This is a genomic window from Stenotrophomonas sp. 57, assembly GCF_030291075.1.
Lineage (GTDB): Bacteria > Pseudomonadota > Gammaproteobacteria > Xanthomonadales > Xanthomonadaceae > Stenotrophomonas.
Genome location: NZ_CP127407.1, coordinates 815,937 through 841,763 on the forward strand (window position 1 = coordinate 815,937; position 25,827 = coordinate 841,763).

The window sequence follows — 25,827 nt, forward strand, 5'->3', positions numbered from 1 at the left end:
CACGGCTTACGATATCTACCTTGCCGGGCCGCCGGTCATGAGGTTTGAAGTGAGGACTGTTTCACTGTCCGTGACGGGCTGGCCGGCCTACCATCGACGTACCGGTACATGGGGTGTACCGGCCGTCGCGATGTCCATGATGCCTGCCGTACCAGAGAAGGTGGGGAGCCTTCCCGAATGATGAGCGCGCCCACACCGTTGGGATCGCCGGGCCGTGACCCGGCCCAGCTCCAGCTTGCCCGGGACATGGTCCTGCCCGCGCTGTGCCAGGCCTTCGGGGCGGCACTGGCGCGCTTCGACGATGCCCTGTTCGACCGGGCCGGCAATGCCGGTTCGTCGCAGCTGCTGTTCCTGGACGCGATGCGTGAACTGCGCCGCCGCCGCGAGGAGATCGCCGCCGCCTTTGCCGGCCACCTGCAGCGCGCCTGGGAAGCCTTGGCCAGTGGTGAGCCGCTGTCCGCGGAAACCACGCTGTCCGGCCCGGCCGAGGATGGCCTCAGCCTGCTGGCCGAACACGTACTGGAATCGCGGCTGGCGGTGCGCAATTTCGCCACCGTGCTGTTGCGCGACTTCAAGCCGGTACTGGCGCGGCTGGATCGTCGCCTGGGCCGCTTGATCGGCGGCGCCGAACTGGATGCCGACCACAACCCGATCAGCCCCGAGCATCTGGGCGTGGCCATCCACGAAGCCTTCGCTGGTTGTGAACTGGCCCCGGAAGTGCACCTGGTGCTGATCAAGCTGTGCGAACGCGACCTGCGCGCGCCGGTCGGCCGCATCTACGAGAAGCTGGACGAGCAACTGGCCGCGGCCGGTGTCATGTCGCAGACGGGAGCGCCGCGGCGTCCGCTGTCGGCCGCGCCCGACCCGCGCATGGCGTCGGTCCTGGACGATCTGGTGGAGCAGCGCCCCGGCGCGGGCTTCGACGGCGACTTCGGTGATGACGAACAGGCCGCGCCGGCCTGGGCGCAGCGTTTCGCCGCGCGCTGGTCCGAACGCCGTGGCCACATGCAGCAGCATCTGCCCGGAGACGACGGTGGTGGTGGCGAGGCCTACGCGGGCCAGCAGCAGGGCATGCTGCTGGAGGCGCTGCACGAACTGCTGCAGCAGACCCGGCATGTGCGCGAGGACGCGACCTCGGCCGCGCAGGTGGCGATCGGCCAGCAGCGTCCGCTCAGCCAGCGCGAGATGATGTCGGTGCTGTCGCTGCTGCAGGCCACGCCCAGTGCGACCCTGCGTGCGGCGATCGGCGAGGACGGCGAATCGCTGGCCCAACGGCTGAAGAGTGAGGTGCTGTCCAGCGCCACCCGCCTCGGTGTCGACCCGGGCCAGACCCGGCTGGACCCGCAGGACGAGGACGCGATCGATCTGGTCGGCATGCTGTTCGACGTGATGCTGGACGAGCGTGAACTGGAAGGCCGCTCGAGGGAGCTGATCGGCCGCCTGGTGGTGCCGTTCGTCAAGGTGGCGATGCTCGACCGCCGCATGTTCGTGCAGAAGACCCATCCGGCGCGCAAGCTGCTCAACTCGCTGGCCGAGGCCTGCGAAGGCAACACCGGCGAAAGCCAGGCCGAGCGCATGCTGATGGCCAAGGTCGAGGAGATCATCGAGCGCCTGGTGGCCGAGTTCAACGAGAACCTGGCGATCTTCCTGACGCTGGAAGAAGAATTCCGCGAGTTCCTGGTGCAGCATCGCCGCCGCGTGGAAATCGCCGAGCGTCGCGCCGCCGAAACGCAGCGTGGCCAGGAGAAACTGGAAATGGCCCGCACCCGCGCCGGCGCCGAACTGGACCGCCGCATTGGTGATGCCAGCCTGCCGCCGGCCATCGCCGAATTCCTGCGCCAGCCGTGGCAGCACCACCTGACCCTGGCGCTGCTGCGCGAGGGCGAGGAGGGCGCGTCGGTGGCCGAGGCCCTGAGCCTGGGCGACGGTCTGCTGGAGGAAGTGGCCGAGGCCCGCCGCCAGATCGTCGGCAAGCCGTGGCTGCAGGCCTGGCAGCCGGTGCTGGCCAAGGTGTTCGCCAGCGTGGGCGTGCATGGCGACGCCGCCTCCGGCGCCATCGATGCCTTGCACGACACCCTGCAGGGCATCGCCGAGTCGCGTCCGGAACTGCAGCGTGCGCTGCCGGAGCTGCCGCAGGTCGCACTGCCGGCGCCGCCGGTGGCCGAATCGCCGGCGGTGGAACTGAGTGGGCAGATCGACGCCGATGATTTCGACAACGCCGATGCGGATCGCTTCCGCCGCATGGAGATCGGCAACTGGCTGGACTTCGTCGACAAGGACGGCAAGGTGCAGGCCGGCAAGTTGTCCTGGGTCAGCCCGATCTCCTCGCGCCTGCTGTTCGTCAATCGTCGTGGCGTGCGCTTCTGCGTGGCCTCGCCGGAAGAGCTGGCGGTGATGGTGCGGCTGGGCCGGCTGCGCGCCCATGTGGATGACGGCGCCTTCGACAGCGCCATGCAGGGCGTGATCGATCGGCTGGACCCGGGCAGCGCCACCCTGCACTGAGCGGAGCCGCCTGCTAGGATCGGGAAAACTCACCGATCAGCGGGGACCTGCATGGCCGTGGCGTTGCTGGGGATCAAGGAGACCGCGCCGGGCGAACGGCGCGTGGCACTGACGCCGGAAACCGCGCACAAGCTCGGTGCCCTGGGCATCACTGTGTGGTACGAGCCCGGCGCCGGACTGGCCGCGGGTTTCACCGATGCCGCCTATGACGATGCCGGTGCCCGCGCCTTTGATGCCGCCCGCTGGGCCGAGATCGACATCCTGCTGTGCGTGCAGGCGCCCCCGGCGACGGTGCTGCAGCAGCTCAAGCCGGGGGCCACCGTGGTTGGCCTGTTGACCCCTGCCAGTGATGTTGCCCTGGCGGCACTGGCTGCCGATGATCGCCTGCACCTGTTCCCGCTGCAGCAGCTGCCGCGCACCACCCGTGCGCAGGCGATGGACGTGCTCAGTTCGCAGGCCGGCATGGCCGGCTACAAGGCGGCGCTGATCGCTGCCGAACGCGCACCCCGTTTCTTCCCGATGCTGACCACTGCGGCTGGCACCGTGCGACCGGCCAAGGTGCTGGTGATCGGTGCGGGCGTGGCGGGCCTGCAGGCCATTGCCACCGCCCGACGTCTTGGCGCACAGGTGGAAGGCTTCGACGTGCGTCCGGAAACCCGTGAGCAGATCCAGTCACTGGGCGCGCGCTTCCTCGACCTGGGCGTCAGTGCGGCGGGCGAGGGTGGCTATGCGCGTGCGCTGACCGACGAGGAACGCGCCGAGCAGCAGCGGCGGCTGGCCGACCACCTGCGCGGCGTGGATGTGGTGATCTGCACCGCTGCGGTACCGGGTCGCCCGGCCCCGACCATCGTCACTGCGGCGATGGTGGAAGGCATGGCCACCGGCAGCGTGATCGTGGATCTGGCCGCCGAGAGCGGCGGCAATTGCGCGCTGACCCAGCCGGGGCAATGCATCGAACACCAGGGCGTGACCATTGACGGCCCGCTGGGCCTGGCCAGTCGCGGCGCGACCCAGGCCAGCGAGATGTATGCGCGCAACCTGCTGAACTTCGTCGCGCTGTTCGTGCGCGAGGGGCAGCTGGCGTTCGACTGGGACGACGAGCTGCTGGCGAAGACGCGCTGGCAGGCGTGAACCTGATATGCCTCCTGTAGAGCCGATCCCATGCTCGGCTTGCGCAGGCGCGATAAAGCAGCCGAGCTTGGGCTCGGCTCTACAAAGGGTTGAACGCTGCCTTTACCTCGGCTTCGCCGGCGGCGGGTTGTCGCGCACCCAGTCCTTGCGCTGTTCCGGTGTCATCTGCGACCAGCGTTCGCGCAGGGCTTCGCGCTGCGCTGGCGGCATGTTGCGCATCTGCCCGAACAGGGCACGTGCCTGCTCGCGCTGCTCCGGGCTCATGTGCTCGAAGCGGCGCAGGCCACGGCGGGCCTTGTCGCGTTCCTCCGGGCTCATCGACTGCCAGCGCTGGCCATGCGAGAGCATGCGCTGGCGCTGGCCGGCATCGGCACTGTTCCAGCGGTCGCGCAGTGGCGCCAGCAGCGATTCACGCTGGGCTTCGCTCAGTTGTTCCCACGCCGGCAGCGGCGCAGCCGGTGCAGGGCGTGCGGCCGGCGCAGGGGCCGCGCTCTGCGCCAGCGCCGGAACGGCCGGCAGCAGCGACAGGGTCAACAGCAGCGGCAGGAGATTGGATCGGGGCATGGTTCACTCCATCGCCAGGTCGGTATCGCCCAGCCACAGGTACAGATCGGGATTTTCGTCGTAGAGCGCGCTGTTGTCTTCCACCGATGCCAGCACCGGCGCCGGCGAGGGCCCCGCCAGATTGCCATGGCCGCTGAACTGCAGGCCGACACCCAGTGCCACCACCAGCGAGCAGGCGCTGGCCAGCCACCACCGCAGGCGCCCGCGATGGGCTGCGCCGGCGCCGTGCCGGGCCTGGCGCAGCCGTGCCAGCGTGGCCGGCGACACGGCCTGCAGCGACCGCGCGTGCAGGCTGCGCAGGATGTCATCGGAGGGCAGGGAGCGGTTCACAGGTGAGTCTCCAGGTAGTCCTGCAGCGCCTGCCGGGCGCGTGCCAGATGGGTTTTTACCGCGCCTTCGCTGCAGCCCATGGCGCGGGCGGTGGTGGCCCCGTCCAGGTCCTGCAGCACGCGCAGGGTGAAGGCTTCGCGCTGGCGGGCGGGCAGGGTACGCAGTGCCTGCACCAGCTGCTGGTACTGCTGGCGCTGTTCGTGCGCCTGCGCCGGGTCCGGGCCGGGATCGGCCCAGTCGATCTCGCCCCCGTCGGCGTCCTGGTTGTCGCGCCAGAACGGCAGGCGGAAGCGGCGCCGGCGCTGCAGGTCGATCACCCGCCGGCGCAGGATGCTCCAGAACAGCGGCGCCCATTCGGCGGCCGGCTTGTCGGCATAGTCCAGCATGCGCATCAACGCATCCTGCACCGCATCCAGGGCGTCGTCGCGCTGGCGCAGGCCGGCCTCGGCGAAGCGGAATGCGCGCGGGCCGACGCTGGCCAGGAACGCCTCCAGCGACGCCGGCAGGGCATCGGTCTCGGCGCTCGAGGGGACGGGGCTGCTCACCAGCACAGGGTACGGTTCCTCGCTCGGGGTCACCATCGACAACGCGTGAGCGCGCCTCCGGTTGACCGTGGGCGCGCGCCGGGTTCAGCCCGTGGTTATGATGGGCCGACGAAGACAGAGCGGGAGCGTTGCCAGTGAGTGACGGGTTCGTAGCGCTGTACATCTTCATGCTGGCCGCCATCGCCGGCCACGTGATCATTTCGCGGGTGCCGGTGATCCTGCATACCCCGCTGATGTCGGGTTCCAACTTCATCCACGGCATCGTGCTGATCGGCGCGATGGTGGTGCTGGGGCACGCGCAGACGCCGCTGGAGAAGGCCCTGGGCTTCCTCGCCGTGGTGCTGGGCGCCGGCAACGCCGCCGGTGGCTACGTGGTCACCGCGCGCATGCTGGAAATGTTCAAGCCGAGCGCGCCCAAGGGTGGCAAGGACGAAACGAAGGAGCCGCAGGCTTGAACATCAGCACCGTCGAACTGCTCGATTGGCTGGTCAAGGCCAGCTACCTGGTGGCCGCCACCCTGTTCCTGCTCGGCCTGCAGCGCATGGCCTCGCCGCTCACCGCGCGTAGCGGCATCCGCTGGGCCGGGCTGGGCATGCTGCTGGCCACGGTGGCCACCTTCTTCCTGCCCGAACTGCACAACGTGCCCCTGATCCTGGTGGCACTGCTGCTCGGCGCTGGCCTGGCCTGGTGGTCGGCCGGCAAGGTCGCCATCACCGACATGCCGCAGATGGTGGCGCTGTACAACGGCATGGGCGGCGGCTCGGCGGCGGCGATCGGTGCGGTGGAACTGCTGCGCTATGCCTTCCTGGCCCACCGCGACACCACGCACTGGAGCGAACAGGCACTGGCCGACCTGGCCGCGCGCCAGCCGTCGGGCACGGTGCTGCTGCTGGCGGTGGTCGGCGCGGCCATCGGCGCGGTGTCGCTGTCCGGCTCGGTGATTGCCTGGGCCAAGCTGGACGGGCGTCTGGACAAGCGCGTGACCTGGCCCGGCCAGCAGGTGATGAACCTGCTGGTGGCGCTGGCGGTGGTGGTGCTGGCGATCATCGCGGCCAGCACGCTCAGCACCTGGGCGATCGTGGCCTTCTTCGTGCTGGCGCTGGCCCTGGGCGTGCTGATGACGCTGCCCATCGGCGGTGCGGACATGCCGGTGGTGATCTCGCTGTACAACGCGTTCACCGGCCTGGCGGTGTCCTTCGAAGGCTACGTGCTGGGCAACGAGGCGCTGATCATCGCCGGCATGATGGTCGGCGCGGCCGGCATCCTGCTGACCCGCTTGATGGCCAAGGCGATGAACCGGCCGATCCGCAACGTGCTGTTCTCCAACTTCGGCGCTGGCGCCGGTGGCGAAGCGCAGGCGATCACCGGCTCGCAGAAGCCGATCGACGCGGCCGACGTCGCTGCCATGATGGCCTTCGCCGAGCGTGTGGTGATCGTGCCCGGCTACGGCATGGCCGTGGCCCAGGCCCAGCACAAGATCTGGGAACTGGCGCAGCGGCTGGGCCAGCGCGGGGTGAAGGTGAAGTTCGCGATCCATCCGGTGGCGGGGCGCATGCCCGGGCACATGAACGTGTTGCTGGCCGAAGCCGGCGTGCCCTACGACCTGATCGCCGACATGGACGACATCAACCCGGAGTTCGCCAACACCGACGTGGTGCTGGTGATCGGTGCCAACGACGTGGTCAATCCGGTGGCACGCACCGATCCGGCCAGCCCGATCTATGGCATGCCGGTGCTGGACGTGGTGAACGCCCGCAACGTGGTGGTGATCAAGCGCGGCAAGGGCACCGGCTTTGCCGGCATCGAGAATGCGCTGTTCTACGCCGACAACACCCGCATGCTGTATGGCGACGGTGCCGAAGCGGCGGCCTCGCTGGTGAGCGAGTTGAAGGCGCTCGACGGCGGGCACTGAGATCCGGGGTCGGATCCCTTTCCACAGGAAAGGGCTCTGACCCCATATGCGCAGCCTCATCCACGCGTGGCGTGGATCTACCCGGAAGGCACAACGCGCACGGGGGGCATCGCGCTCAGCGCGCCAGCCAGGCGCCCACGGCAACACCCACGGCCAGCCAGATCCATTCCATCGCGCCGTTGGCCAGGCTGATCAGGGTCCAGGCCAGGTGCGGGCCCATCCGCGTGGTGGCGTCCCACAGGTCCAGCCCGATCGAGCCGCCCATCCAGGCGCTGGCGATGGTCCAGTTGGCCACGGCGGCCACCAGCAGGGTGCCGACCACGACCAGCGCAATGCGCAGCCGGCCCGGGCCCAGCGTACCCATGCGCAGCATGAACACCAGTTCCAGGGCGGTCAGAACCGCCATCCAGCCAACCTGCCGGCCGGTCATCAGCGCCAGCACCATCCAGGCAAGGGGAGCAACAAGCAGGCCCAGCAACAACATGAGGGGCCAGAGCCAGGTGACGGTCCTGGCACGCGCGGCATTGGAGGACATCGAAGCTCCCTGAAGATCACCCACAGGATACTGTGGTTTGCCGCGGTGCACCGGCGGTGCCGGGGCGGCTGGGCTAGAATGCCGTCTTGCGTGGCCCGGCCACGGCCCCATATCGGTCCCCATGTATTCCCGTAGCAGCGAACCTGTCCACTTCGAACGCGATTGCGAGGCCGTGATGGTCCCGCAGGGCGATACCGTGACCCTGCCCGCCGGCAGCTATGGGTACATCACCCAGGCGCTGGGCGGCAGCTATTCGGTGTTCGTCGAGGGCAACCTGTTCCGCATCGCCGGCAAGGACGGCGACGCCATCGGCAAGGAGGCACCGGCACCGCTGGAGCTGCCGGCCGATGCCACCGACGAACAGGTGGAACAGCTGGTGTGGCAGCAGCTGCGCACCTGCTTCGACCCGGAAATTCCGGTGAACATCGTCGAACTGGGCCTGGTCTACGAGGTCGAGATCAAGCACCTGGACGAAGGCCAGCGCGAGATCGACGTGAAGATGACCCTGACCGCACCGGGCTGCGGCATGGGTGACATCCTGGTCGACGACGTGCGCAGCAAGCTTGAAATGATCCCGACGGTGGCCGAGGCCGACGTCGACCTGGTGTTCGACCCGCCGTGGAACCAGCACATGATGTCCGAGGCGGCCCGGCTCGAGACCGGCATGCTTTGACCCAGGGCCCGCAGTGACGCGGGCCCGGCACTACCCGCAACCAGAACAGGAATCCTCCGGTGTCCCAGTCCATTCCCAGCTTCGCCGTCACCCGTTCGGACCACCCGCGCAGCGCTGAAGAGCGCGCCCAGATCCTGGAAAAGCCGGGCTTCGGCCTGCATTTCACCGATCACATGGTGGAGGTACGCTGGGACAAGGACGCCGGCTGGCACAACGCCAACGTGCGTGCCTACGGCCCGCTGCAGCTGGACCCGGCCGCGGCCGTGCTGCACTACGGCCAGGAAATCTTCGAAGGCATCAAGGCCTACCGCCATGCCGATGGCTCGATCTGGACCTTCCGCCCGGATGCCAACGGCCGTCGCCTGCAGCGTTCGGCACAGCGCCTGGCGCTGCCGGAACTGCCGGTGGAGATCTTCGTCGAATCGCTGAAGCAGCTGATCGCCGTGGACAGCGCCTGGGTGCCGTCGGCCGATGAGTCGAGCCTGTACTTCCGTCCGTTCATGATCGGCGACGAAGCCTTCCTCGGCGTGCGCGGCGCACACAAGGCTGGCTACTACGTCATCGCCAGCCCGGCCGGCCCGTACTTCGCCAAGGGCGTTGCCCCGGTGTCGATCTGGCTGTCTACCGAATATGCGCGTGCGGCCAAGGGCGGCACCGGCGCGGCCAAGTGCGGTGGCAACTACGCCGCATCGCTGCTGCCGCAGCAGAAGGCGCAGGCGCAGGGCTGCTCGCAGGTGCTGTTCCTCGACCCGGTCGAAGGCAAGTACCTGGAAGAACTGGGCGGCATGAACGTGTTCCTGGTCTACAAGGACGGCACGCTGGTTACGCCGGAACTGTCGGGCAGCATCCTGGAAGGCATCACCCGCGAGAGCATCCTGCAGCTGGCCCGCGACCGCGGCATGAAGGTCGAAGAGCGCAAGGTCACCATCGATGAGTGGAAGCAGGGCGTGGCCTCGGGCGATATCGCCGAAGTGTTCGCCTGCGGTACCGCCGCGGTGGTCACCCCGATCGGCCAGCTGAAGGGCGAGGGCTTCTCGGTCGGCGACATCAACGCCCCGGCCGGCGAAGTGACCATGTCGCTGCGCAAAGAGCTGACCGACATCCAGTACGGCCGCCTGCCGGACCGCCATAACTGGCTGGTCAAGCTGGGCTGATCGCCTGCGGTCAACTTTAGAGCCGCGCCCGCGCTCGGCTGATTGTCCGGAAAGCCCGTCCCCCGTGACGGGCTTTCTGCGTTATGGGCCTGGGGGTCAGATCCCTTTTCCATGGGAAAAGGATCTGGCCCCGAAACAGCGGACGCCGATGTCGGCAAAGTCATTCCGGGACACGTGAAGACCCAGTCAGGTCTGTGCAGGACACGAGAAAGTTCCTTCACCTTCACAAACCATTGACCCGAAAAGTCTCAGAACGAACATTTCATCTTGCTGAAAAGACGCTGAAAATCTTGTGGTGTCCGGTTTCGGCCATTAGCGTCATCTGCACGGCGGATCGTTAGGGGGATCCGCTGACTCACCGGACTTCGAACCTCGCCAATGCAAGCCAGCCCAGGGTTCGGGCCGGTGCTTCTGCCGATTCCGGCATTCACACCACAAGAAAGGGAAATACGATGTCCCAGGTAACGCAACCGCGTGTGCGTCGAGTGTGGGTGGTCCTTGGTGCGTCCGTTCTGTCATCGCTGCTGCTGGCCACGCCTGCGCTGGCCGGTGAAGTCCAGCTCACCGGCCTGCAGTCCGCGCCGACGCACCAGCGTTTCATCGTGAAGTACCGCGACGGCAGCGCCGCCGTGGCCAACACCACCGCGTTGGCTTCGTCGCTGAAGACGGCCGCCGCTGGCCTGGCCAGCAGCCAGGGCCGCGCGCTGGGCCTGCAGGAGGTCCGCAAGCTGGCCGTCGGCCCGACCCTGGTCAGGACCGACCGTCCGCTCGACCAGGCCGAATCCGAACTGCTGATGCGCAAGCTGGCGGCCGACCCGAACGTGGAATACGTCGAAGTCGACCAGATCATGCGCGCGACGCTGACCCCGAACGACACCCGCTTCAGCGAGCAGTGGGGCTTCGGTACGTCCAACGCAGGCATCAACATCCAGCAGGCCTGGGACAAGTCCACCGGCACCGGCGTGGTGGTGGCGGTGATCGACACCGGCATCACCAACCATCCCGACCTCAACGCCAACATCCTGCCCGGCTACGACTTCATCAGCGACGCCGCGATGGCGCGCGATGGTGGCGGCCGCGACAACAATCCGAACGATGAAGGCGACTGGTACGGCGCCAATGAGTGTGGCTCGGGCATCCCGGCCTCCAACTCCAGCTGGCACGGCACCCACGTTGCCGGCACCGTGGCGGCGGTGACCAACAACGCCAGCGGCGTCGCCGGCACCGCGTTCAACGCCAAGGTCGTGCCGGTGCGCGTGCTCGGCAAGTGCGGCGGTTACACCTCCGACATCGCTGATGCGATCGTGTGGGCGTCCGGTGGCACCGTCAGTGGCGTGCCGGCCAATGCCAATCCGGCCGAGGTCATCAACCTCTCGCTGGGTGGTGGCGGCAGCTGCTCGACCACCTACCAGAATGCGATCAACGGGGCGGTCGGCCGTGGCACCACCGTGGTGGTCGCTGCCGGCAACAGCAACACCAACGTGTCCAGCTCGGTGCCGGCCAACTGCCCGAACGTGATCGCGGTGGCCGCGACCACCTCGGCCGGTGCACGTGCCAGCTTCTCCAACTACGGCACCGGCATCGACATCTCGGCGCCGGGCCAGAGCATCCTGTCCACCCTCAACACCGGCACCACCACGCCGGGCAGCGCGACCTACGCGTCGTACAACGGCACCTCGATGGCGGCGCCGCACGTGGCCGGCGTGGTCGCGCTGATGCAGTCGGTCGCCCCGAGCCCGCTGAGCCCGGCGCAGGTCGAGAGCATCATCAAGAGCACGGCACGTCCGCTGCCGGGCGCCTGCTCGGGCGGCTGCGGTGCCGGTATCATCGACGCCAATGCCGCGGTGGCTGCCGCGATCAACGGCGGTGGCACCAACCCGGGCGGCAACGTGCTGCAGAACAACGTGCCGGTGACCGGCCTGGGCGCCGCCACCGGTGCCGAGTTGAACTACACCGTTGCGGTTCCGGCCGGCAGCACCCAGCTGCGCGTGGCGATCAGTGGCGGCAGCGGTGATGCCGACCTGTACGTGCGCCAAGGCAGTGCCCCGACCGATACCACCTACACCTGCCGTCCGTACCTGAGCGGCAACAGCGAGACCTGCACCATCAACAGCCCGGCCGCAGGCACCTGGTATGTGCGGGTGAAGGCGTACAGCACCTTCTCGGGCCTGACCCTCAGCGCCCAGTACTGAGCCCAAGTCCCTCTCCATGGGCACGCCCCGGCTCAGGCCGGGGCGTTTTCTCATGGGGCCGGCAGTGGTACGTGCGGCCGCGCCATGGTGGGGTGCCGACCCTGGTCGGCACGCTGTTGCTCAGACCGATTCGAAGCGGTTCGCGGCCACGTTCTTGCGCACGTGCTGCGGGTCGAAAATGCGGCCGTTCATGGCGATGTACACGCCGCTCGGCAGCGACTGCACCGCACCGATCGCGCAGCCGATGTTGAACTCGGCATCCGAACCCCGGAAGCGTGCCGGGCTCAGCGCGCCGGTCATCACGATGGTCTTGTCCGGAATCGTCGCCAGCACCTTGCCGGTCTGCACCATCGAATCGGTGCCGTGGGTGACCAGTACATGCCGGGTCGGCTGCGCGGCGATGGTGGCGCGGATCAGCTCGCGGTCTTCATCGTTGATGTGCAGCGAATCCTTGCGCAGGATCGGAATCACGTTGAAGCGGAACGTGACGCCCAGCTCGCGCAGGATCATGCCGATCTGGGGGTCGCCGATCTGGTAGTCCGACTTGTCGTCGAAGTAGATCTTGTCGATCGTGCCACCGGTGGTGACGACCAGGAGCTCTTCCATCATGTGCATGCGTGAAACCAGGACAGGTGCAGCGGCGCGGGGCCAGGAACACAGATGATACGGCCCGGCGGGCGCAGCGTCAGCGTCGCTTGCCGAAGCGGGCGCGCAGCCCGGGCAGGCTGGCGCTGAAGATCACCAGCAGCGCCAGCGCGATCTCGATCAATGCCAGCCAGCGCGTTTCCGGATGGCTCCAGGCGCTCATCACGCCATGGCTGAACCAGCCCAGCGCCAGCACCGAGGCCCAGAAGCCGGCCTTGCGCCAGCCCAGGCGCAGCGCACAGGCCAGCGCCAGCGGCGGCGCGGTGAACACCAGCTGGGTCGCCAGCCAGTGCTTGTCATTGATGAACCAACCGGCGAACAGCGCGGCCAGCCCCATCAGGGCCAGCAGCAGGACCGTGCGCGGCGCGCGGTTCATCGGGCCAACCGCTGCGCGATGTCGGCCACCCGGCGGCCCAGCGCGCGTGCCAGCACCGCCTCGTCGTCGGTCGGCTGCGGGTCGTCGGCGGCGCCGGCCACGTGGCTGGCGCCATAGGGCGTGCCGCCGCTGGTGGTGTGGCTCAGCGCCGGCTCGGTGAACGGGATGCCGACGATCACGCAGCCGTGATGCAGCAGCGGCACCTGCATCGACAGCAGGGTCGATTCCTGCCCGCCGTGCATCGAGGCGGTGGAGGTGAACACGCCGGCCGGTTTGCCGGACAGGGTGCCATTGACCCATTCAGCGCCCAGCCCATCCAGGAAGTGCTTCACCGGTGCGGCCATATTGCCGAAGCGGGTGGGGCTGCCGAGCAGCAGGCCCTGGCACTCGACCAGGTCCTGCACGCTCACGTAGGGAGCCCCATCGTCGGGCACAGGCGGCTGTGCGGTCTGGGTCACCGCGGCCACCGGCGGCACCGTGCGCAGCCGCGCGGTCATGCCCGGCACTTCGCCGATGCCCCGCGCGATCTGGCGCGCCAGCCGTGCCACCGAACCGCCCCGGCTGTAGTACAGCACCAGAATCTCGCCCATCGTGCCCGCTTCTCCTCGTCGTGTAGCCATCAGTATGGCTATCCTGCCAGCATTCCGCATCGGGTACCCTTCCACCGATGGAACCTTTGGATACGCTCAACCTGTGGATGGAGCGCGCGCGGGATCGCGCACGGGCCATCAGTTTCGGCCGCTTCCTGTGGCATCGCTTCCTCGACGACCGCCTGTTCCAGGCAGCGGCGGCACTGGCCTACACCACGGTGTTCGCGCTGGTGCCGCTGGCAATCGTGGTGTTCGGCGTGCTCTCGGCCTTTCCCGTCTTCGACCGCTGGAGCGACCAGCTCAGCGATTACGTCTTCTCCAACTTCGTGCCCAACGCCGCGCGCGCGGCCGAGGGCTACCTGCGGCAGTTCTCGGCCAGTGCCGGCCAGCTCACCGCTGCCGGCTTCATCGCGCTGGTGGTCTCGCTGCTGATCACCCTCAACAGTGTTGAAGAGACCTTCAACCAGATCTGGCGGGTCGGTTCGACCCGGCCCAAGCTGACCCGCTTCCTCGTCTACTGGACCGTCCTGACGCTGGGCGCGATGCTCGCCGCCGCGTCGCTGGCGGTATCGGCGCGGGTGTTCGCGATGCCCCTGTTCGGCACCCAGGAGGGCCGCTGGCTGGCCGAGCTGGCGCTGCGGCTGGCGCCGATCCTGATCGAGTTCGTCTGCATCACCCTGATGTTCCGGGTGGTGCCGCACCACACGGTGAAGTGGCGGCACGCGGTCCCCGGCGCCATCCTGGCGGCGGTGATCCTGGAACTGGTGAAGTGGGGCATCGGCGCCTACCTCGGCAGCTTCCAGTCCTACCAGAAGCTGTACGGCACGGTGGCGTTCGTGCCGATCCTGTTGCTGTGGATCTACCTGTGCTGGGTGGCGGTGCTGCTGGGCGCGTCGCTGTCATCGTCGATGGCGGCCTTCCGCTACCAGCCGGTGGAGCTGCGGCTGCCGCAGGGCTACGAGTTCTACGGCCTGCTGCGCCTGCTAGGCCGCTTCCACCATGCACGCTTGAAGGGCAGGGGCCTTGCCGATGATGAAATCCTGCGGCTGGAGCCGATGCTGACCGACTCCCTGCTGCATGACCTGGCCTGCAACCTGCAGGAGATCGGCCTGCTGCGCCGCGACGAGCGCGGCGAGTGGCTGCTGTCCCGCGACCTGGACCAGGTGAGCCTGGCTGACCTGTACGAATGCACCCAGCTGCGCATCCCGGTTGCCGAGCAGCACCTGCCGTACCGCGACGACAGCCTGGGCCGGGCCGCCCTGGCGGCACTGGACGACCTGCGACTGCCCCTGCGCGAACGCCTCAAGCGCAAGGTCAGCGATATCTATACCGATTCCGGAGACACGCCATGACCCGCAAGACCCCGTTGCTGCTGCTCCCGCTGGCCCTGACGCTGGCCCTTGCCGCCTGCAAGCCGGCGCAGGAACCGACCCCGTCCAGCAGCCAGCCGCCGGCACAGGCACCGACGCCGGCCGCACCGGCCCCGGTCGAGGAAACCCCGGCAGAGCGCACCACGGCCGAGTTCCCGACACTGAAGATGAAGGCGGTGGATGGCAGCGACTACGACCTGGCCGCGCACCGCGGCAAGTGGGTGGTGGTGAACTTCTGGGCGACCTGGTGCGCGCCGTGCCGCAAGGAGATGCCGGAGTTGTCGGCGCTGCATGCGATGCGCAGCAACATCGAAGTGGTCGGCCTGGCGTATGAGGACATCGAAGCGCCGGAGATGCAGGCATTCCTGACCAAGCATCCGGTGACCTATCCGATCGTGATCGTCGACCCGTTCGACCCGCCGGCTGATTTCGCCACGCCGCGCGGTCTGCCGCTGACGCACCTGCTGGACCCGCAGGGCAAGCTGGCGCACAGCTTCCTTGGCCCGGTGACTGCCGCCGACATCGAAAAGCAGATCGCTGCTGCCAAGTAGTGGGTTGGTCGGCAGGGCCTGCGGCCCTGCACCCGCTACGAGCCAAGGCAACAGCTGAAGCAACAGCCGAAGCAACGGCGGGTTTCCTGAGAGATGGCGGGGTGGGGCCGTTTGCGGGAGACGCCGTAAACCCGTCCCTGGGGGCTTGGCCGCGGCATCCATGCCGCGGACACTCCCGCCACCGGACCCACCCCGCCTTCGAAAGATCTCCGCGATCTGCCCGCTCTTCTGTAGAGCCGAGCCATGCTCGGCTCAGATCTCACAGATATCGAGATTTTCGATTTCGATTGGGACTCATCCACGCATGGCGTGGATCCATCAGATCGTCGGAATCTGTCAGAGGTGGGGCGGTGTCGGAGTGCGGGGTGTCAGCCGCATGGATGCGGCTGCCAAGCCTACACGGACGTACTTGCGGCGTCCCCGCACTCCGACACCGCCCCGCCATCCCACGGAAATCCCGCTCTGGCTGTTGCTGTTGCCGTTGCTTGAAGGCTTCTGCAGGTGCAGGGCCGCAGGCCCTGCCGACCAACCTATTCCTCGACCGGGAAGTCTTCGATCGGCTTCAGCACATCGTAGTGCTCGCGATGCAGCTTGCCCTTCAGCTTCGGCAGTTCCGGCAACGGTGCATCCACGCGCGTGTCCGGCAACCGGTCCAGCAGGTTGCGCACCAGGGTCAGCCGGCCCAGCCGCTGGTCGTTGAAATCCACCAGCGTCCACGGCGCCGCCTCACGATGGGTGGCGCGCAGCATCGCCTCGCGGGCCTCGGTGTAGGCGCTGTACTTGCTGCGCGACTTCAGGTCCACCGGCGACAGCTTCCAGCCTTTCAGTGGATCGACATGGCGTTCGCAGAAACGCTTCTCCTGCTGCTCCTGGTCCACGCACAGCCAGTACTTGAACAGCAGGATGCCGTCGTCCACCAGCAGTTGTTCGAACACCGGTGCCTGGCGCAGGAACTGCTGGTACTCGGTTTCGCTGCAGTAGCCCATCACCCGCTCAACGCCGGCGCGGTTGTACCAGCTGCGGTCCATCAGCACGATCTCGCCGGCGGCGGGAAGATGCGAGGCGTACCGCTGGAAGTACCACTGCGTGGCTTCGCGGTCGGTCGGCTTGGGCAAGGCCACGACCCGGCACTGGCGAGGGTTGAGGTGCTGGCTGATGGCCTGGATCGCGCCGCCCTTGCCCGCCGTGTCACGTCCTTCGAACAGCACCAGCAGGCGTTGCCCGCTATGCTGCACCCAGCGCGCCATCGCGGTCAGTTCCAGCTGCAGTGGCAGCAGCAGTTCGTCGTACGCCTTGCGCTTGAGCTTGGCCATCGTCACACCACGCGGGAAGGAAGCCCAAGCCTAGCGCAGGGATCGCTCAGGCGATGTCGACGCCGGGTAGGGTCGACTGCTGGTCGACGATCGCGCGCAGCGCGGGGTTTCTGCTTCTTGCCAACAGCAGTCGACTGACAGTCGACTCTACCCAGTCGACATCACCCAGCCGACATTACCCAGCCGGTTCGGTTGTTCCGCGCCATCCGTGCTCGCGCGCCAGCTCCTGCACCAACGCCGACAGATCACCGGCAAACCCGCCCATGTCGAACAGTCCGCTGCCCTCGCGTGCCTGCGCCAGTTCAGCACGCAGCGCGGCCAGCGCTGCCGGGTCGTTGCCCAGTGCACGGGCAGTGGCGATGAACGCGGCATCGTCGGCGACGTTCATCCGCGCCAGGCCCAGATGATGGTTGAGGCTGCCGGCCACGCGCGCGGCGAAGGTGTCGCCGGGGCAGGTCAGTACCGGGCAGCCGGCCCACAGCGCATCGGAGGCGGTGGTGTGGGCGTTGTACGGATGCGTGTCCAGGAACAGGTCGGCCAGCCGATAACGGGCCAGGTACTGCGGATGCGGCAGCTTGGCCATGAACACCAGCCGCGTTGGATCCAGGCCTGCGGCCTGCGCGGCCGCACGCAGGCGCGCATCGGCCTGTCCGGGCCCGGACAGCAGCCACAGCACGCTGTCGGGTACCGCCTGCAGGATCGCGAAGGCGCGGCCCATGCTGCGCGGATTGAGCTTGTAGCTGTTGTTGAAACAGCAGAACACCACGCCCTGCGCGGGCAGGCCGCAGTCGGCGCGGGTCGGCGCCGGCTCCAGTACGCGCGTGTTGTCCGATGGCTGGAAGGCGCGCGGCAGTCGCAGCACGCGTTCGCTGTAGTGCGGTTCCAGGGTCGGTGGCAGCGCAAACGCATCGCCCACCACCGCATCCATCCACGGCGCGCCCGACGTGCCCGGGTAGGCCAGCCAGTTCAACTGCAGCGGGGCCGGGCGCATCGCCAGCACTTCCGGCGTGCCGCCACCGCCCCAGCCACGCAGGTCGAACAACAGATCGATGCCCTGTGCGCGGATGCGTGCGGCGGTGTCGGCGTGGCGCAGGCCGGCCACATCATGCAGCTGCGTCGCTGCCTGCAGGCGCTGGCGGATGCGGCTGCCGTCAGCGCGGTTCAGTGCGAACAGATGCAGTTGCAGCGCCGGATCGTGGCGCAGCTGCTCGAACAGGGCCACGGTCAGCAGCCCGGTCGGATGCGCGCCGAATCCATTGGACAGGAAGCCGACGCGCAGCGGGCCACGCGCACGCACCGATACCGGCGGCAACGGGCGTACCGATGCGGCGACCGCGGCGGCGCGTGCGCGTGCGCACGCCAGCTGTTCGGCGGCGCTGGCATCCTCGCTGAGGAAGGCGAACGGTTCGACCACGCCCTGTCCCGAGGCGAGTGCGCCGCGCACCTGTGCGGCCAGTTCGTCCAGGTCCTGCCAGTCACACACGCGGCGCTGCCAGGCCAGGCGCTGGGCGGCGATGTAGGGTTCGCTCGGCATCAGCGCATGGGCGCGTCGATACGCCGCCGACGCACCTTCGGCATCATCGGCATCTTCCAGTGCGTGGCCCAGCCACAGCGCGATGCCGGGATGCTGCGGTGCCAGCGCCGAGGCCTGGCCGAGCAGCTTGGCCGCATCGCCATGCGCCCCGGCCATCCACGCCACGCGGCCCAGCCGCGCCAGTGCTTCGGGGTGGTTCGGGCGCAGCTGCAGCGCGCGCCGCGCGGCCTGTTCGCCGGCGGCGATGTCGCCGGCTTCCAGTTCCACGTCGGCCAGCATCACCCAGGCGACGAAGTCGTCCGGCTGGCGGGCAATCGCCTGCTGCAGGTGCTGTCGCTGCTGCCAGGCCGACATCGTACTCAGCCCGCCGACAGCTGGGCCAGGGCGTCGACCTGGTGCTCGTGGCTGAGCCGCTGCAGCAACGCGTCGAGGTCGCCGGCCAGGATGTTGGGCAGGTCGTACAGGGTCAGGCCTTCCACGCGGTGGTCGGTGATGCGGCCCTGCGGGAAGTTGTAGGTGCGGATGCGCTGGCTGCGGTCACCGCTGCCGACCTGCAGCCGGCGTGATTCGGCCTGCGCCGCATCCTGGCGCTGGCGCTCGGCATCAAGCAGCTGTGCCTTCAGGCGCTTCATCGCTTTGTCGCGGTTGGCGTGCTGGCTGCGCTCGGTCTGGCATTCCACCACCACGCCGGTGGGCACGTGAGTGATGCGGATGGCCGATTCGGTCTTGTTCACGTGCTGGCCACCGGCGCCGGAGGAGCGGAACGTATCCACCTTCAGGTCGGCCGGGTTGATGACGATGTCCTCGACCTCATCGGCTTCGGGAATGATCGCCACGGTGGCCGCCGAGGTATGGATGCGGCCCTGCGATTCGGTGGCCGGCACGCGCTGCACGCGGTGCGTGCCGGATTCGAACTTCAGGCGCGAGAACGCACCGCGGCCGACCACGCGCGCCACCACTTCCTTGTAGCCGCCATGCTCACCGGGATTGTCCGATTCGATCTCGACCTTCCAGCCCTGGCGTTCGGCGTAGCGGGCATACATGCGGAACAGGTCGCCGGCGAAGATCGCCGCTTCGTCGCCGCCGGTACCGGCGCGCACTTCCAGGAAGAGGTTGCCGTCGTCGCGCGGGTCGCGCGGTACCAGCAGCAGCGCCAGTTCCTGTTCCAGCTCCTGCAGGCGGGCCTGGGCGGCAGCGATTTCCTCGTCGGCCAGCTCGCGCAGGTCGGGGTCGGCACGCATGCCTTCGGCGGCGGCCAGGTCGGCCTTGGCACGGGCTTCATCGGCCAGTGCGGTGGCAACCGGCTCAAGTTGGGCGAATTCGCGCGAAAGGTCGCGGAAACGGGTGTTGTCGGCGACCACGTCGGGTTCGGCGAGCAGGCGTTCCAGTTCTTCGCGGCGCTCGGCCAGCGCTTCCAGCTTACGGCGCAGGGTCGGCGTCATCGGGTCTCACGGGTGGGTGGCGGTAACCCGGCGTGGCCGGGAACAGGCGCTCGGCGGCGCGGGTCAGGTCGGCATCGCCGCTCAGCGCGGCGGCGCGCAGGGCAGCGGTCGGCGGGTGCAGCAATCGATTGGTCAGCCCGTGCGCCAGCAGTTCCAGCACTTCGTCGGCCGGCTTGCCGTTGGCCAGCTGCTGGCGCGCGCGCTCCAGCAGTTCGGCGCGGGTGGCTTCGCCGAACGCACGCAACTGCCGCAGCGGTGCCTGGTGGGCGCTGGCCTGCTGGGTCTCGACGAAGCGGGACACCTGCAGGTCGATGATCGCCTCGGCCTCGGCGGCGGCCTCGCGGCGGCCACGGCGGTTGTCTTCCACCGCGCGCTCCAGGTCGTCGACGGTGTAGAGGAAGGCGTCATTGAGCGTGCCGACCTCGGCCTCGATGTCGCGCGGCACGGCCAGGTCGAACAGCAGCATCGGCTTGTGCCGGCGCGCGCGCAGGGCCTTGGCCACCATCTCGCGATGGATCACCGGTTCGCGCGCGGCGGTGGCCGAGAACACCACGTCGGCCTCGCCGAGGTGGCGGTCCAGCTCGGTCAGCGGCAGCGCCACGCCACCATGTCGGCTGGCCAGCTCCTGGGCATGGGCGAGGGTACGGTTGGCGATCAGCAACCGCCGCACCTTGCCCTCGCTCAGGTGGCGTGCAGCCAGTTCGATGGTCTCGCCGGCACCGACCAGCAGCACGGTGGAATCGTCCAGGCGCGCGAAGGCGTTCTGCGCCAGGCGCACTGCGGCCGAGGCCACCGAGACCGGGTTGGCGCCGACCTGGGTGTCGGTGCGCGCACGCTTGGCTACAGAGAACGTCTGCTGGAACAGCCGGTCCAGGCGCTGGCCGAGCAGGCCGTGGTCACGCGCGGTCGACCACGCATCCTTCACCTGGCCGAGGATCTGCGGCTCGCCCAGCACCATCGAATCCAGCCCGGTGGCGACCCGGAACAGGTGGCGCACGGCCTCGGCATCGGCATGCTGGTACAGGTAGCCCTGCAGGTCGCCGGCCTGGCTGTGCAGCCACTGGTCCAGCGCCTGCGCCGACTCGGCCACGGCGTACAGTTCGGTGCGGTTGCAGGTGGACAGCAGCACCGCCTCGGCGATCTGCGGGGTATCGCGCAGCGAACCGAGCGCGCGCGGCAACGCCTCACCGGCGAAGGCCGCGCGCTCGCGCAGCTCCACCGGTGCGGTCTGGTGATTCAGTCCGAGCACCCACAGGGTCATTGTTCAGTTGCTTGCGATAAGCTGCTGGCCATTGGACGACATTTTAAGGCCCCGATGCCGACGATGCCCGCATTGATTCGCATCCCCAGTGTTCTGCTGCTGTCCCTGGCCTGTTCCCAGGCCCTGGCGGCGGTGCCGGCCAAGGCCCCTGTGCGGGCGCCGGCCACTGAGGAACTGGCGCTGGAACCGGTGATGGCCGGTGAATTCGCCCTGCAGGCCGGCAAGCTGGCCGAGGCTGCGCGCTGGTACCTGCAGGCGGCCCAGCAGACCGACGGCGATGCCGGCCTGGCCGAACGTGCCACCCGCATTTCCATGCTGGCCAACGACGATGCCAGCGCCGCCAAGGGCCTGGCCCTGTGGCAGCAGCGCGCACCGAGCTCGTTGACGATGCGCAGCGCCGCTGCTGCGCTGGCCATGCGCCAGGGCGATGTGAAGGCCGCGCGTGGCGATCTGCAGGCCCTGCTGGCCGACCCGGATGAACGTGGCTGGAAGTTCGCCCTGGCCGCGCTGATTGGCGGTGGCCGCGACCCGGCAGTACCGGCGCAGGTGCTGGGTGAGCTGGTCGATGCCAACGCCATTCCGCCGAAGATCGAGGCCTGGCAGGAGTTCGGCCGCCTTGCCCTGCGCATGGACAAGCCCGAACTGGCGCGGCGCATGATCGATGAAGTGGTCAAGCGTTTCCCTGAAGAACCGCGCGTGGCACTGCTGCGCGCCAGCCAGCTGCAGCAGGCTGGCGAGACCGACAAGGCGCTGTCGCTGCTGCATGACGTCGAGCCGAAGACGCGCCAGGATCCGGAACTGCGCAACGCGGTGGCCATCGCCTACGACAGCCTGGGGCAGCCGGCCGCGGCCGAACGCGTACTGGCCTTCGGCCCGCAGGACGTACAGACCTGGGGCATGCGCGCCTCGCTGCTGGCCAAGCAGGGCGACAAGGCCGCGCTCTCCAATCTCTACAACGAACTTTCCCGGCAGGCGGCCAAGCCTGACCCGGCACAGCGCCTGCTGCTGGGCAAGATCGCCGAATACCTGAAGCGTTACCCCGAGGCCGTGCAGTGGTACCACAGCGTGCCCGGTGGCGATGAGCTGAGCGAGGCGCGCCTGCGCGCGGCCAATGCCCAGGCGCTGGCCGGGCGCCTGTCGCAGGCATTGGATGAAGTCCACGCGATCCAATCCGATGCGGTGGTCGACGACGACGTGCGTCGCGACGCCTACCTGCTGGAAGCCGAACTGCGCCAGCGCGCCGACGACAGCGGCGGCGAACTGGATGCACTGGCCCGCGGCCTGGCCGCCTACCCGGATGACAACGGCCTGCTGTACGCCCGTGCACTCACCTGGGAGCGCCGTGACGACATCCCGCGCGCCGAGGCCGACCTGCGCAAGATCCTGGTGACTGACCCGGAGAACGTGCCGGCGCTGAACGCGCTGGGCTACACGCTGGCCGATCGCACCGGTCGCCTGCAGGAAGCATTGGAGCTGATCGACCGCGCGCGCGTGGCCGAACCGGACAACGCCGCCATCGTCGACAGCTATGGCTGGGTGCTGTATCGCCTGGGTCGCAAGGAAGAGGCGCTGGTGCAGCTGCGCCGTGCCTGGACCCTGGCCAAGGACCCCGAGATCGCCGCCCATGTCGGCGAAGTGTTGTGGGTGCTGGGCAAGCATGACGAGGCGCGCCACTTCTTCGAGGAAGCGGCCAAGCTCGATCCCGAAAACCGCGCGCTGCTGCGCGCCCGCGAGAAATTCAATCCATGAGTGTTTCCCTGATCCGGCCGCTGCTGTTGGCGGCCGCGACCCTGGCGGTGACCGCCTGCACCAGCGTGGGCACGCAGAAGACCCCTGCGCCGGCCGTGGTCGAGACCGTGTCTGCCGAAGCGGCACAGACCGAGGCCGCACGCGTGGCTGCGTTGCAGGCACAGTCGGACTGGACGTTCCAGGGCCGGGTCGCGGTCAGCAAGGGCAAGGACGGTGGCAGCGGCCGCATCGACTGGAAGCAGGAAGGCCGCCGCTACGTGGTCGAACTGAGTGCGCCGGTGACCCGGCAGAGCTGGAAGCTGACCGGCGATACCCATTCCGAAGCAGGTCGCTTGGAAGGGCTGGCTGGCGGGCCGCGCGATGGCGAGGATGCCCAGCAGCTGCTGCTGGAGGCGACTGGCTGGGACATCCCGGTCAACCAGCTGCCGGAGTGGATCCGCGGCCTGGTAGCCGGCGATGCTGCCGGTCCGGAGAAGGTCGAGCGCGACGGTGAAGGCCGGCCGCGCCGCATGCAGCAGATGGGCTGGCAAGTGCAGTACCTGGACTGGTATCCCGCCGAGGCTGGGCGCCCGGCGCTGCCGCGCCGAATCGAGGCCAGCAAAGGCGACGCCAAGGTGCGCCTGCTGGTGGACCAGTGGGGGCAGGGCGGCCCATGAGTGGGGCAGCCGACGACGCGGGCTGGTCCTGGTGGCCGGCCCCGGCCAAGCTGAACCTGTTCCTGCACATCACCGGCCGCCGGGCCGACGGCTACCACGAGCTGCAGACCGTGTTCCGCCTGCTGGACTGGGGTGACCTCATTGGCCTGCGCCTGCGTGAAGATGGCCAGGTGCGCCGGCAGGGTGAGGGCCTGGCCGGCGTGGCCGAGGCGGATGACCTGGCGGTCCGCGCTGCGCGGCTTCTTAAAGATGCGGCCAATAGCGCGCAAGGCGCAGACATCATCGTCGAAAAGCATGTTTCGGCTGGCGGTGGCTTCGGTGGCGGGTCGTCCGATGCCGCCACCGTGCTGGTGGTGCTGAACCGGCTCTGGCGGGCGGGCCTGGACGAAGATGCCCTGGCCGCGCTGGGCCTGCGCCTGGGCGCGGATGTGCCGGTGTTCGTGCGCGGGCGCAATGCCTGGGCCGAAGGGGTGGGCGAGCGCCTGCAGCCGATCTTGCTGGAACCGGCCTGGTATGTGGTGGTTGAACCGGGCGTTCATGTTCCCACCCCGGCCCTGTTCGCAGACCCGGATTTGACGCGCGACAGCCCAGTGGCGAAAATAGAGGACTTCGCTTCCGGGACCCTGGTCGGGAATGCGTTCGAACCGGTGCTGCGCCGCCGTGAGCCTGCCGTCGAGGCAGCGTTCGCCGCGTTGAGCGACATCGGCACGGCGCGGCTGACCGGTTCGGGAAGTGGTTGTTTCGTCGAGTTCGCATCGCAGTCTGCCGCAGAGCAGGGACGGTCGAAGTTGCCGAAGGAGTTGCGGGCAAGGGTGGCAGCGGGCGTTGCGCGTTCGCCACTGCTGGATGCACTCGAGCAACACTGATTCATCACTGCAGGGGCGTCGCCAAGAGGCCCAAGGCACCAGGTTTTGATCCTGGCATTCGTAGGTTCGAATCCTACCGCCCCTGCCAATAGCGGCTGTGTCCGCGCCTTCCAGCGCATCGCCTGCGCGGGACGTGGAAACAACCGCGGTGTTGTCAGCAGCAAGGGTCCATCGGGTCCTTGCCGATCCCGGATCCCCGCCACTCGTCCCCGCCCGAGACAATCATGATGCAAGAGTCCCCGAACCTGCTGGTCTTTTCCGGCAACGCCAACAAACGTCTGGCGCAGAACATCTGCAAGGAACTGGGGGTCCGCCCGGGCAAGGCGCTGGTCTCGCACTTCTCCGATGGCGAAGTGCAGGTGGAGATCGAAGAGAACGTCCGCAAGCAGGACGTGTTCGTGATCCAGCCGACCTGCGCGCCGAGCGCGGAAAACCTGATGGAACTTCTGGTGCTGATTGACGCGCTCAAGCGCGCATCGGTGGCCAGCGTCACCGCCGTGGTGCCGTACTTCGGCTACTCGCGCCAGGATCGCCGCATGCGTTCCTCGCGCGTGCCGATCACCGCCAAGCTGGCGGCGAAGATGTTCAGCACCGCTGGCGCTGATCGCGTGCTGACCGTCGACCTGCACGCCGACCAGATCCAGGGCTTCTTCGATATTCCGGTGGACAACGTGTATGCGTCCCCGCTGCTGCTGGCCGACATCTGGCGCGCCTACGGCACCGAGAACCTGATCGTTGTGTCGCCGGACGTCGGCGGCGTGGTCCGCGCCCGTGCGGTGGCCAAGCGCCTGGATGACGCCGACCTGGCGATCATCGACAAGCGCCGCCCGCGCGCCAACGTCTCCACCGTGATGAACATCATCGGTGACGTCGAAGGCAAGACCTGCGTGATGGTCGATGACATCGTCGATACCGCCGGCACCCTGTGCGCCGCTGCCGCTGCCCTGAAGGCGCGCGGTGCGCTCAAGGTCGCCGCCTACTGCACCCACGCGGTGCTGTCGGGCCCGGCGGTGGACAACATCACCAATTCCCAGCTCGACGAGCTGGTGGTGACCGACACCATCCCGCTGAAGGACGCAGCGCGGGTGTGCAGCAAGATCCGTCAGCTGAGCGTGGCGGAAATGCTGGCCGAAACGATGCGCCGCATCGCCTTCGGCGAGTCGGTCAGCTCGCTGTACGTCGACTGAGTTTTTCGTCCCTGCCGGCAACGGCGGGGACATGCCCCGGGTGCTTCTGGTCGCGGAAGCATCTTCAACCGCCAGGCCGCAAGGCAGGGCAACAACCTGAGTAGTCGAAAATGTCGAAGACCCATGAAATCAAGGTCACCAAGCGTGAACTGCAGCGTAAGGGTGCGAGCCGCCGCCTGCGTCACGCCGGTGTGATCCCGGCCATCGTGTACGGCGGCAACGCCGAGCCGGTCGCCATCAGCCTGGACCACAACGAAATCTGGCTGGCCCAGCAGAACGAGTGGTTCTATGCCTCGATCCTGGACCTGAACCTGGACGGCCAGGTGCAGAAGGTCCTGCTGCGTGACATGCAGCGCCATCCGTACAAGCAGCTGATCATGCACCTGGACTTCCAGCGCGTGAACGAGAACGAAGCCCTGACCGCTTCGGTCCCGCTGCACTTCATCAACGAAGACACCTCGCCGGCTGGCAAGGCTGCCGACGTCGTGGTCACCCACGAACTGAAGGAAGTGACCATCACCTGCCTGCCGAAGGACCTGCCGGAGTCGATCGAAGTCGACCTGGGCGAGCTGAAGGCCGGTGACGTGGTGTACCTGTCCAACATCAAGCTGCCGAAGGGCGTGGAAATCCCGGCCCTGGCGCTGGGCAAGGACCACGACGACGCCATCGTCACCGCCAAGGCCGGCAAGGCCGACGCGGCCGACGAAGAAGCGGCTGCCGCCGAGTAATACCGCTACGGTGCCTGCCTC

25 protein-coding genes and 1 tRNA gene are annotated in these 25,827 nt (G+C 68.2%); 15 read left to right on the top strand and 11 right to left on the bottom strand.

Features of this window, described 5'->3' with window-relative positions:
• The first annotated feature begins 177 nt into the window (after positions 1 to 177).
• Together QP512_RS03605 and QP512_RS03610 are read left to right on the top strand one after the other, a co-directional pair.
• Positions 178 to 2,502: a DUF1631 domain-containing protein gene (locus tag QP512_RS03605; RefSeq protein ID WP_286071026.1), complete on the top strand. Its 2,325-nt coding sequence runs from the start codon at positions 178 to 180 to the stop codon at positions 2,500 to 2,502.
• A 51-nt stretch (positions 2,503 to 2,553) separates the two neighbouring features.
• On the top strand, positions 2,554 to 3,633 hold the full coding sequence (locus QP512_RS03610; protein ID WP_286071027.1) for an NAD(P) transhydrogenase subunit alpha: 1,080 nt from the start codon (positions 2,554 to 2,556) through the stop codon (positions 3,631 to 3,633).
• A gap of 102 nt (positions 3,634 to 3,735) precedes the next feature.
• Here QP512_RS03610 and QP512_RS03615 read toward each other — a convergent pair whose 3' ends face one another.
• Genes QP512_RS03615 through QP512_RS03625 form a run of 3 tightly spaced genes read right to left on the bottom strand, consistent with a single transcriptional unit; the run spans position 3,736 to position 5,108 of the window.
• Positions 3,736 to 4,197: a DUF3106 domain-containing protein gene (locus QP512_RS03615; RefSeq protein WP_286071028.1), complete on the bottom strand. Its 462-nt coding sequence runs from the start codon at positions 4,195 to 4,197 to the stop codon at positions 3,736 to 3,738.
• A 3-nt stretch (positions 4,198 to 4,200) separates the two neighbouring features.
• Positions 4,201 to 4,527 carry a hypothetical protein gene (locus QP512_RS03620; protein WP_286071029.1) on the bottom strand — a complete coding sequence of 109 codons (327 nt, stop codon included), beginning with the start codon at positions 4,525 to 4,527 and terminating at the stop codon, positions 4,201 to 4,203.
• On the bottom strand, positions 4,524 to 5,108 hold the full coding sequence (locus QP512_RS03625) for an RNA polymerase sigma factor (RefSeq protein ID WP_286071987.1): 585 nt from the start codon (positions 5,106 to 5,108) through the stop codon (positions 4,524 to 4,526). Before QP512_RS03625 ends, QP512_RS03620 begins: the two co-directional genes overlap by 4 nt.
• Before the next feature lie 98 nt (positions 5,109 to 5,206).
• Here QP512_RS03625 and QP512_RS03630 point away from each other — a divergent pair, with 98 nt between their 5' ends.
• The gene (locus tag QP512_RS03630) at positions 5,207 to 5,527 is read left to right on the top strand and encodes an NAD(P) transhydrogenase subunit alpha (RefSeq protein WP_286071030.1); all 321 of its coding nucleotides are present in this window, start codon (positions 5,207 to 5,209) and stop codon (positions 5,525 to 5,527) included.
• Positions 5,524 to 6,984: an NAD(P)(+) transhydrogenase (Re/Si-specific) subunit beta gene (locus QP512_RS03635; protein WP_286071031.1), complete on the top strand. Its 1,461-nt coding sequence runs from the start codon at positions 5,524 to 5,526 to the stop codon at positions 6,982 to 6,984. Before QP512_RS03630 ends, QP512_RS03635 begins: the two co-directional genes overlap by 4 nt.
• A gap of 115 nt (positions 6,985 to 7,099) precedes the next feature.
• Here the strand turns inward: QP512_RS03635 and QP512_RS03640 are convergent, their stop codons facing one another.
• A complete protein-coding gene (locus tag QP512_RS03640) occupies positions 7,100 to 7,519 on the bottom strand; it encodes a hypothetical protein (protein WP_286071032.1) in 420 nt (139 codons plus the stop codon).
• A gap of 121 nt (positions 7,520 to 7,640) precedes the next feature.
• Between QP512_RS03640 and sufT the strand changes: the two genes are divergently transcribed.
• From sufT to QP512_RS03655, 3 genes are all read left to right on the top strand, one after another.
• Positions 7,641 to 8,192, top strand: coding sequence for a putative Fe-S cluster assembly protein SufT (sufT, locus tag QP512_RS03645; RefSeq protein ID WP_012479222.1), 552 nt, complete (start codon positions 7,641 to 7,643; stop codon positions 8,190 to 8,192).
• Positions 8,193 to 8,251: 59 nt separating this feature from the next.
• Positions 8,252 to 9,346, top strand: coding sequence for a branched-chain amino acid aminotransferase (locus QP512_RS03650; protein WP_286071033.1), 1,095 nt, complete (start codon positions 8,252 to 8,254; stop codon positions 9,344 to 9,346).
• 452 nt (positions 9,347 to 9,798) lie between these two features.
• Positions 9,799 to 11,538 carry a S8 family peptidase gene (locus QP512_RS03655; protein WP_286071034.1) on the top strand — a complete coding sequence of 580 codons (1,740 nt, stop codon included), beginning with the start codon at positions 9,799 to 9,801 and terminating at the stop codon, positions 11,536 to 11,538.
• A gap of 120 nt (positions 11,539 to 11,658) precedes the next feature.
• Here the strand turns inward: QP512_RS03655 and QP512_RS03660 are convergent, their stop codons facing one another.
• The 3 genes from QP512_RS03660 to wrbA all read right to left on the bottom strand — a co-directional run bounded on the left by QP512_RS03660 (position 11,659) and on the right by wrbA (position 13,149).
• The gene (locus QP512_RS03660; protein WP_010481766.1) at positions 11,659 to 12,144 is read right to left on the bottom strand and encodes an asparaginase domain-containing protein; all 486 of its coding nucleotides are present in this window, start codon (positions 12,142 to 12,144) and stop codon (positions 11,659 to 11,661) included.
• A gap of 79 nt (positions 12,145 to 12,223) precedes the next feature.
• The gene (locus QP512_RS03665) at positions 12,224 to 12,559 is read right to left on the bottom strand and encodes a DUF2069 domain-containing protein (RefSeq protein ID WP_049435186.1); all 336 of its coding nucleotides are present in this window, start codon (positions 12,557 to 12,559) and stop codon (positions 12,224 to 12,226) included.
• Complete coding sequence (gene wrbA / locus QP512_RS03670) at positions 12,556 to 13,149, bottom strand: NAD(P)H:quinone oxidoreductase (RefSeq protein WP_012510135.1); 594 nt, start codon at positions 13,147 to 13,149, stop codon at positions 12,556 to 12,558. Before wrbA ends, QP512_RS03665 begins: the two co-directional genes overlap by 4 nt.
• Positions 13,150 to 13,226: 77 nt before the next feature.
• Here wrbA and QP512_RS03675 point away from each other — a divergent pair, with 77 nt between their 5' ends.
• Complete coding sequence (locus QP512_RS03675; RefSeq protein WP_286071035.1) at positions 13,227 to 14,501, top strand: YihY family inner membrane protein; 1,275 nt, start codon at positions 13,227 to 13,229, stop codon at positions 14,499 to 14,501.
• Positions 14,498 to 15,070: a TlpA disulfide reductase family protein gene (locus tag QP512_RS03680; protein WP_286071036.1), complete on the top strand. Its 573-nt coding sequence runs from the start codon at positions 14,498 to 14,500 to the stop codon at positions 15,068 to 15,070. Before QP512_RS03675 ends, QP512_RS03680 begins: the two co-directional genes overlap by 4 nt.
• Positions 15,071 to 15,600: 530 nt before the next feature.
• On the opposite strand, the gene ppk2 is transcribed toward QP512_RS03680, so the two are convergent.
• The 4 genes from ppk2 to hemA all read right to left on the bottom strand — a co-directional run bounded on the left by ppk2 (position 15,601) and on the right by hemA (position 20,620).
• On the bottom strand, positions 15,601 to 16,383 hold the full coding sequence (gene ppk2, locus QP512_RS03685) for a polyphosphate kinase 2 (protein WP_286071037.1): 783 nt from the start codon (positions 16,381 to 16,383) through the stop codon (positions 15,601 to 15,603).
• Between the two features lie 175 nt (positions 16,384 to 16,558).
• On the bottom strand, positions 16,559 to 18,271 hold the full coding sequence (locus tag QP512_RS03690) for a tetratricopeptide repeat protein (RefSeq protein WP_286071038.1): 1,713 nt from the start codon (positions 18,269 to 18,271) through the stop codon (positions 16,559 to 16,561).
• Between the two features lie 5 nt (positions 18,272 to 18,276).
• Positions 18,277 to 19,359 (bottom strand): peptide chain release factor 1, encoded by a 1,083-nt coding sequence (gene prfA / locus QP512_RS03695; RefSeq protein WP_286071039.1) that lies wholly within the window; start codon positions 19,357 to 19,359, stop codon positions 18,277 to 18,279.
• Positions 19,337 to 20,620, bottom strand: a complete 1,284-nt coding sequence (gene hemA / locus QP512_RS03700) for a glutamyl-tRNA reductase (RefSeq protein WP_032130429.1) — start codon at positions 20,618 to 20,620, stop codon at positions 19,337 to 19,339. Before hemA ends, prfA begins: the two co-directional genes overlap by 23 nt.
• Before the next feature lie 63 nt (positions 20,621 to 20,683).
• Here hemA and QP512_RS03705 point away from each other — a divergent pair, with 63 nt between their 5' ends.
• The 6 genes from QP512_RS03705 (at position 20,684) to QP512_RS03730 (ending at position 25,806) form a co-directional block, all read left to right on the top strand.
• Positions 20,684 to 22,369: a tetratricopeptide repeat protein gene (locus tag QP512_RS03705; RefSeq protein WP_286071040.1), complete on the top strand. Its 1,686-nt coding sequence runs from the start codon at positions 20,684 to 20,686 to the stop codon at positions 22,367 to 22,369.
• Positions 22,366 to 23,025 (top strand): lipoprotein insertase outer membrane protein LolB, encoded by a 660-nt coding sequence (lolB, locus tag QP512_RS03710; RefSeq protein ID WP_286071041.1) that lies wholly within the window; start codon positions 22,366 to 22,368, stop codon positions 23,023 to 23,025. The genes QP512_RS03705 and lolB overlap by 4 nt, the downstream gene beginning before the upstream one ends.
• Entirely contained in the window at positions 23,022 to 23,891 is an 870-nt protein-coding gene (gene ispE / locus QP512_RS03715; protein WP_286071042.1) for a 4-(cytidine 5'-diphospho)-2-C-methyl-D-erythritol kinase, read from the top strand. Before lolB ends, ispE begins: the two co-directional genes overlap by 4 nt.
• Before the next feature lie 11 nt (positions 23,892 to 23,902).
• A tRNA-Gln gene (locus QP512_RS03720) sits at positions 23,903 to 23,979 on the top strand.
• 139 nt (positions 23,980 to 24,118) lie between these two features.
• Positions 24,119 to 25,078, top strand: a complete 960-nt coding sequence (locus tag QP512_RS03725; RefSeq protein WP_005415400.1) for a ribose-phosphate diphosphokinase — start codon at positions 24,119 to 24,121, stop codon at positions 25,076 to 25,078.
• 110 nt (positions 25,079 to 25,188) lie between these two features.
• Positions 25,189 to 25,806: a 50S ribosomal protein L25/general stress protein Ctc gene (locus QP512_RS03730; protein WP_014036085.1), complete on the top strand. Its 618-nt coding sequence runs from the start codon at positions 25,189 to 25,191 to the stop codon at positions 25,804 to 25,806.
• Positions 25,807 to 25,827: the final 21 nt, after the last annotated feature.